Annotated in this window: 8 protein-coding genes; 2 read left to right on the top strand and 6 right to left on the bottom strand. The window is 74.2% G+C overall.

Annotated elements, in window-relative coordinates:
* Positions 1–218: 218 nt before the first annotated feature.
* The 6 genes from FOE67_RS12445 to FOE67_RS12420 form a co-directional block, all read right to left on the bottom strand.
* On the bottom strand, positions 219–362 hold the full coding sequence (locus FOE67_RS12445; protein WP_182663566.1) for a hypothetical protein: 144 nt from the start codon (positions 360–362) through the stop codon (positions 219–221).
* Positions 363–585: 223 nt separating this feature from the next.
* Positions 586–909 carry a DUF4229 domain-containing protein gene (locus tag FOE67_RS12440; protein WP_323384820.1) on the bottom strand — a complete coding sequence of 108 codons (324 nt, stop codon included), beginning with the start codon at positions 907–909 and terminating at the stop codon, positions 586–588.
* A 185-nt stretch (positions 910–1094) separates the two neighbouring features.
* Positions 1095–1634, bottom strand: coding sequence for a GNAT family N-acetyltransferase (locus FOE67_RS12435; protein WP_182663562.1), 540 nt, complete (start codon positions 1632–1634; stop codon positions 1095–1097).
* Between the two features lie 95 nt (positions 1635–1729).
* Positions 1730–2896 (bottom strand): aminofutalosine synthase MqnE, encoded by a 1167-nt coding sequence (mqnE, locus tag FOE67_RS12430; RefSeq protein WP_182663560.1) that lies wholly within the window; start codon positions 2894–2896, stop codon positions 1730–1732.
* A gap of 169 nt (positions 2897–3065) precedes the next feature.
* Positions 3066–3515 (bottom strand): Lrp/AsnC family transcriptional regulator, encoded by a 450-nt coding sequence (locus FOE67_RS12425; protein WP_182663558.1) that lies wholly within the window; start codon positions 3513–3515, stop codon positions 3066–3068.
* A 153-nt stretch (positions 3516–3668) separates the two neighbouring features.
* On the bottom strand, positions 3669–4376 hold the full coding sequence (locus FOE67_RS12420; RefSeq protein ID WP_182663556.1) for a UbiX family flavin prenyltransferase: 708 nt from the start codon (positions 4374–4376) through the stop codon (positions 3669–3671).
* A gap of 350 nt (positions 4377–4726) precedes the next feature.
* Here FOE67_RS12420 and FOE67_RS12415 point away from each other — a divergent pair, with 350 nt between their 5' ends.
* Both FOE67_RS12415 and FOE67_RS12410 read left to right on the top strand, forming a co-directional pair.
* Entirely contained in the window at positions 4727–5791 is a 1065-nt protein-coding gene (locus FOE67_RS12415) for a hypothetical protein (RefSeq protein ID WP_182663554.1), read from the top strand.
* Positions 5792–5984: 193 nt separating this feature from the next.
* Positions 5985–6623 carry a rhomboid family intramembrane serine protease gene (locus tag FOE67_RS12410; RefSeq protein ID WP_182663568.1) on the top strand — a complete coding sequence of 213 codons (639 nt, stop codon included), beginning with the start codon at positions 5985–5987 and terminating at the stop codon, positions 6621–6623.
* The last annotated feature ends 9 nt before the right edge of the window (positions 6624–6632 follow it).

Below are 6632 nucleotides of genomic sequence, written 5' to 3'. Positions count from 1 at the left end.
GGGAAGGACCCGGCCGGGGAGGACCGAGGGCGTGGGGGGACGGCCCGAACACGGTGCCGGCGGCACCCGGCCGGGGCAATGGGCCCCGGCACGATCCGGGAGAACTCCGGGAGGTCCCGCGGTGGTCCCACCGGGTGCCCGATCGGCACCCGACGGGGCGCCCGGAACACCCGGAGCACACGCGGGCTCCGGGACCCGGGGGGGGCGGGAAGGGGCCCTCAGCCCCGGGAACACGCCGCCGAGCGGCAGCGGCAGTAGTCGATGTGCCGTCGGGAGACCAACAACAGGGGTGCCCGCCCCGGGCCGGCGGGTACGGCGGAGGCGCGGACGGCCCGGCGGAACGTGCCGGTCACGGCGATCACGCGTTTCCTCCCCGTTTCCACGGTCCCCACGGACCCCCACGGCTTTCCGGGGCCCCGGGCGGGGCCGCCGGTCGGTCCCGTCGGGGCCGGTGGCATCGCGGGGCGACGCGTCGGGACCGACGGACACCGGTGCACAACCGGTCGCCGGGGCACGGCATTCCCGGGCACCGGGTGATCCGCGTCATATCCGGGGAGGCGGCGGAACGACCGCCCGGGGGTCGGGTCAGCCCCGGGTGGCGGCGCCGTCGCGGGGGCGGTCCTCCGGGCCGTCCTCCATCGTCTGGTTGGCGCGCAGGCGCTGCTTCGCCCGGCCGACGCCGTCGATGACCTGCTCCGACATCGCCTCCCGCTGCCGGCGCAGCACGACGTAGCTGATCGGCGCGGAGATCAGGATGGCCAGGGCCACCAGCCAGAAGGGCTGGGACTCACCGATGCCGGCGGGGATCAGACCGACCCACGAGAGCCCGGTGACCACGATCAGGCAGGCGGCGAAGACGCCGAGGCGCAGGGCGGTGTAACGGAGCGTCGCGTACTGGGAGCGGGTCACGGCCGGGTCACTGCCTTTCCGGGTCGTCCGGAGGGGACGTCTGCTCAGGGGTCCCCTCCAGTGAAGCATCCGGCCCGAGCGGTTCGACACCGACCCCCGCGTATGCACCGCTTCGCCCGTTTCGCCGGCGCCGACACCGGGTCCGGGCGGCGGGACGGCGGCCCGCTCGACGGCCCACCCGGAGGTCACCGCAACGGCAGCCAGAACGTGGTCTCGTCCCGGTACTCGCCCTCCGCGACCCGGATCGCCGCCGGGGCCCGACCGATCTCCTTGTAGCCGCACGCCTCGTAGAAGCGCTCCAGCCCCAGGCCGTTGCGGCAGGTCAGGCGGATGCCGTGCAGGCCGCGCTCCCGCCCCCGGTCGGCGACGGCCGTCATCAGCCGGCGGCCCTCGCCCCGCCCCCACAGGTCGGGGTGGAGCATCACGCGGTAGGCCCACGCCCAGTGGCGCATCAGCAGGTGGGCGTTGAGGCGCAGGAAGGCCACCGCGACCGGCGGGCCCGGCACGGCGTCGGCCGTCGGCGCGGCACGACCCAGGATCAGCTCGGCGGCACCGTCGGCGAGCTGCCGCTCGTGCTCCTCCCACAGCGGGGCGACATCGCCGGTCCCCACCGGCGGCACCAGTCCGACGGCGCCACCCGCGTTGGTGACCTCCGCCCACAACCGCCGCACCCCGGCGGCGTCCTCCGGGGAGGGGCGGGTGGTCGTTTCATACCGCACGTTCATGGCGCGACCCTAGCCCCGGCACCGGACGGGGCCGGGGCGATTCCACGCACCGGACGCCGGGGCGCCGGGGCCGCGTCCCCACCGCCCCGGCGCTGTCACAGCCGCATCGGCTGGGGCTCCTCGCGCCGGTCGGGGTCCGGGCCGTCGTAGGAACGCAGGACCTCGTACCGGGTGTTGCGCTCCACCGGCCGGAAACCGGCGTCGCGGATCAGCTCCAGCAGGTCCTCGCGGGTCAGCTTGTCCGGGGTACCGAAGGAGTCCGCGTCATGGGTGATCTTGTACTCCACCACCGAGCCGTCCATGTCGTCGGCACCGTGCTGGAGGGCGAGCTGCGCGGTCTGCAGACCGTGCATCACCCAGAACACCTTCACGTGCGGGACGTTGTCGAACAGCAGCCGGGAGACCGCGAAGGTCTTCAGCGCCTCCGCGCCGGTGGCCATGGTGGTGCGGGCCTGGAGCCGGTTGCGGACCTTGCCGTCCCTCACGTCCACGAAGTCGTGCTGGTAGCGCAGCGGGATGAAGACCTGGAAGCCGCCGGTCTCGTCCTGCAGCTCGCGCAGCCGCAGCACGTGGTCCACCCGGTGCCGGGGCTCCTCGATGTGCCCGTACAGCATGGTGCAGGGCGTCTTCAGGCCCTTCTCGTGCGCGAGGCGGTGGATGCGGGACCAGTCCTCCCAGTGGGTGCGGTGGTCCACGATGTGCTGCCGGACCTCCCAGTCGAAGATCTCGGCACCGCCGCCGGTCAGCGATTCCAGACCGGCGTCGATCAGCTCGTCGAGGATCTCGGAGGCGGAGAGCCCGGAGATGGTCTCGAAGTGGTGGATCTCGGTGGCGGTGAACGCCTTGAGCTGCACCGTCTCCGGCAGCGCCTCCTTCAGCGCCCGCAGCGACCGGGGGTAGTAGCGCCACGGGAGGGTGGGGTGCAGGCCGTTGACGATGTGCAGTTCGGTGAGGCTCTCGCCCTCCATCGCCTTCGCCAGCCGCACCGCCTCCTCGATGCGCATGGTGTAGGCGTCCTTCTCCCCCGGCTTGCGCTGGAAGGAGCAGTACGCGCACGAGGCCGTGCACACGTTGGTCATGTTCAGGTGACGGTTGACGTTGAAGTACACGACGTCGCCGTTCATGCGGGTGCGCACCTCGTGCGCCAGCCCGCCCAACCAGGCCAGGTCGTCGGACTCGTAGAGGGCGACACCGTCCTCACGGCTCAGCCGCTCACCGGCACGGACCTTCTCCTCCAGCTCGCGCTTGAGCCCCGCGTCCATGTGTCGCGCCTCCTCGCTCCTGCGGATCACGGGCGTCGCCCGGGACACCCGCTGTTCGTCACCGACCCGTCCGGCGGACCGGCCCCGCCGGTCGCGCGACCGGCCTCCCGTCGAGGTTACGCCGTGCCCCCGACGTTCCCGCCGACCGGCCCGGCCTCCGCGCCCCGGCCTATTCGGGCAGCGCCCCCACCCGGTTCTCCCACTTGGTGGAGAGCACGATGGTGGTGCGGGTGCGCGAGACGCCCCGGGTGCCCGACAGCCGGCGGATGATCCGTTCCAGGCCGTCCACGTCCGGGGCGCGGACCTTGAGCATGTAGGAGTCGTCGCCGGCGATGAACCAGCAGTCCTCGATCTCCTGGAGGTCCCGCAGCCGGTGCGCGATCTCCTGGTGGTCGGTGGCGTCCGAGAGCTGGATGCCGATGAGGGCGGTCACCCCCATGCCCAGGGAGGCGGAGTTGACGGTGGCGCGGTAGCCGGTGATCACCCCGGCCGCCTCCAGCCGGTTGATCCGGTCGGTCACGCTCGGACCGGAGAGGCCGACCAGCCGGCCCAGCTCCGCGTAGGAGGCGCGCCCGTTCTCCCGCAACGCCTGGATGAGCTGCTTGTCCACCGCGTCCATGTCCGCCCCGTGCCTCCCGCCGTCCGTCACCCGTGGTCCGTGGTCGTGGTCCGGGCCCCCGGGCCCCGTGTCCGGTTGCCGGTCCCCCGGTGTCACCGTGCCGCCCCACCGGCGCGCACCGGCACCGTACCGGTTCGACCTCCGATTCCAAGGCTATCGGGGGTTCGTGGCCTGCGACCGCGCGGCCCCACCGCCCAACTGACCCCGCCACCTGCGGTACAGGTCGTGCGGGATCCCCACCGCGTCGAGCACCCGACCGGCCACGAAGTCCACCAGGTCCTGGATGTGGTCGGCCCCCGCGTAGAAGCCCGGCGAGACGGGCAGCACCACCGCGCCCGCCTCGTCCAACGCCACCAGTTGCCGCAGCGTCGGACCGCTCAACGGCGTCTCCCGCACCGCCACCACCAGCGGCCGGCGTTCCTTGAGCGTCACGCTCGCCGCGCGCTGCAACAGGTCCTTCGACAACCCCAGCGCCACCCCCGCCACGCACGCCGTGGAGGCCGGCACGATCACCATGCCGCGCGTGCGGTAGGAGCCGGAGGACGGGCCGGCCGCCAGGTCGCCGGCCGGGTGGTACCGCACCCGGTGCCCGTCGTCGAGCCATTCCCCGACCTCCGACGCGAAGGTGTCCGGCGCGCCGTCCGCGCCCCGCGACAGCCACGCGCGCAGGTCCTCCCGCCAGTGCGCGTCCCGGAACGACACCCCCGTCTCGTCCAGCAGGGTGAGGCGGGAGGCGCGGCTCACCACGAGGTCCACCGCCGCACCGGCCGCCAACAGGCCGCGCAGGACGGCCGCCGCGTACGGCGTCCCGGACGCCCCCGAGACCCCCACCACCAGGGGAACGCGCTCCGTGTCACTCATGCGAACGAGCCTAGTGCCGCCCCGGATCGTCCCCTTCGGGCCGGTCCCTCCCGGGCCGCGCCGGGGCCGGGACCGGCTCCCGTCGGGTGACGATCGCCTCACCTCCGGATGACGCCTCGGCCACACCCGGGCGGTTCGGGGACCCCGGGCGGGCCGCGAGGGGGGACACTGGTGCGGGGCCACGGCCCCGGTGTCAGTGTCCCCGGACCGGGAGTGGACCCATCAGTACCGCGCCCCAGACCCCGCGCCGGCGGGCGGCCCTCCTCGGCTGCGCCGCCGCGCTCTCCGGCCTGCTCGCCTGGGCCGGCACCGGTTGCACCGCAGTCCAGCAGGCCGGCGCAGGATTCCAGGTGCGCGGGGCCGTGGACCAGCTGCTCTCCCGCGAGGCGCTCAGCATGGACGTGAGCCTCGACGCGACCCCCGGGGAGGTCCTCGCGCACCTGCGCGAGGTCGCCGAACGGGAGGGCTCCCCCGCCCCCACCGAGCGGGACGCCGCGGTGCTCTCCACCCTGGAGCTGACCGCCGTCGCCGGCGACCCGGAGGGCAGCACCCGGATGCGCGACCTGGACCGGGACGACCCCCTGGACACCGCGCTGTCGGTGGGCTTCGGCGGCAAGGACGCGGTCGGCATCAAGAAGATCGCCGGCGAGACGTACGTGCGCATCGGCGTGGAGACCGTCGTGCAGGACATCCTGCTCGGTGACCCCGCCCGGGTGAACTCCGCCGAGCGCTTCCTGCGGGACGTGGAGGAGCTGCCGCCCTCGCTGGGGCCGGCCTCGCGCGCCCTGCGCGGGGCCTGGGCCCTGGTCGACCCGGCGCGGTACGAGCAGTACGCGCACGCCCTCAACGCCGACCGCGAGACGGTCCCGGCCGACCTCGCGGCGAACGTCGCGGCGGCCCTGACCGACGCCGCCGTGCTGCTGGAGCCGGACGCCCAGTGGGAGATCGTGGACGGCCTGGGCCGGGCGCTGCGGTCGGGGGCCTCCCTGCACCGCCTGGAGGACGCACGGGGGGCCGAGCGCTACGAGGTGCGGCTGACCGCCGGCGCCGCCGAGCGCGCCCTGGCGCCGCTGCTCTCCCTGCTGGACGAGCAGAGCGGGCGGTTCGGCCTGCCGCCGGTGGCCCGGGTCGCCGCCGACCCCGACGCGCCGGTCGCCGCCGAGGTGGAGATCCGCAACGGCGTGCTCTCCCGGGTCGTCTTCGACATCGGCCGGTTCCACGGCCCGGACGCCGCCCCGCTGCCGCTGCGACTGGATCTCCACGCGGGCTCGGCCATCTCCCTCAACCCCCCGCCGGTCGAGGAACGGCTGGTCCCGGCGGACCTGACGGTGGCGCTGATGTACCTCGACCTGATCGAGCGACAGCGCGAGGAGGACCCCGGACGGGGCACCCTGCCGGTCCCGGTGCGCCCCTGAGGTCCCGGCGACCGGGAGCCGGCGGCGTCCCACGGGGAGGGGATCCGGGCCCGGCCGGCTAGCCTGGATGGTTCCGGGCGCCGGGCGGGTAGGGACCCCGCAGCGCGACGGACCACAGCGAGGAAGCGGAGGGGCTGCCGTGGCAGGCGAGCCGGGAACCCGTAGGCGGAGAGCGATCCAGGCCGGTGTGCTCATGCTGGGGTGGGTGACCCTGATGTGGGTGCTCACCGCCATCGACGGCGGAACCCCGCGCTGTTTCCCCGGCATGGCGGACCAACCGTTGGTCTGCGAGTACGGCATCGAGCCGCGCGACCCGGGCGAGCTGCGCGACATCTTCCCGGCCGCGTTCCTGCACTTCGGCTACGACCACCTGATCGCCAACAGCGTGCCGCTGCTGGTCTTCGGGTTCATCGCCGCGCTGCGCGGCATCGGCCGCTTCCTGGGCGTCTGCCTGATCATCATCACGATCTCCGGATTGGGTGTCTGGCTCACCTCCGCCCCCGGCTCCATCACCGCCGGCGCCTCCGGCGTCGTCTTCGGCCTCTTCGGTTACCTGCTGGTGCGCGGTTTCGTGGAACGCAACGCCCTCGACATCACCGTCGGCATCGTGGTCTTCCTGCTGTACGGGTCCATCCTGTGGGGCGTGCTGCCCACCGCCTCCGGCGTCTCCTGGCAGGGCCACCTCTTCGGGTTGATCGGCGGCGTGCTCGCCGCGTTCTGGCTGCGACGCACCCCGACCACGCCCGGCGGGCGGGGTCGCCGGTGGGGCGGCGGGCGCGGCTGGGGCGGACCGCGCGGCCTCCAGGGGCCACCCCCCGGCCACCCCGGCTGAGCCGGGGCC

Origin of the sequence: Streptomyces calidiresistens, assembly GCF_014141525.1 — a bacterium.
In the GTDB taxonomy this organism is placed as follows: Bacteria; Actinomycetota; Actinomycetes; order Streptomycetales; family Streptomycetaceae; genus Streptomyces; species Streptomyces calidiresistens.
Note: the sequence above shows the minus strand (reverse complement) of the source record. Positions and strands in the feature narration are given on the sequence as shown.

What these genes read in the sequence shown, in the direction of transcription:
- FOE67_RS12435 (WP_182663562.1), bottom strand. Translation starts at nt 1,634, where the DNA reads ATGAACGTGCGGTATGAAACGACCACCCGCCCCTCCCCGGAGGACGCC.
- mqnE (WP_182663560.1), bottom strand. Translation starts at nt 2,896, where the DNA reads ATGGACGCGGGGCTCAAGCGCGAGCTGGAGGAGAAGGTCCGTGCCGGT.
- FOE67_RS12425 (WP_182663558.1), bottom strand. Translation starts at nt 3,515, where the DNA reads ATGGACGCGGTGGACAAGCAGCTCATCCAGGCGTTGCGGGAGAACGGG.
- FOE67_RS12420 (WP_182663556.1), bottom strand. Translation starts at nt 4,376, where the DNA reads ATGAGTGACACGGAGCGCGTTCCCCTGGTGGTGGGGGTCTCGGGGGCG.
- FOE67_RS12410 (WP_182663568.1), top strand. Translation starts at nt 5,985, where the DNA reads ATGCTGGGGTGGGTGACCCTGATGTGGGTGCTCACCGCCATCGACGGC.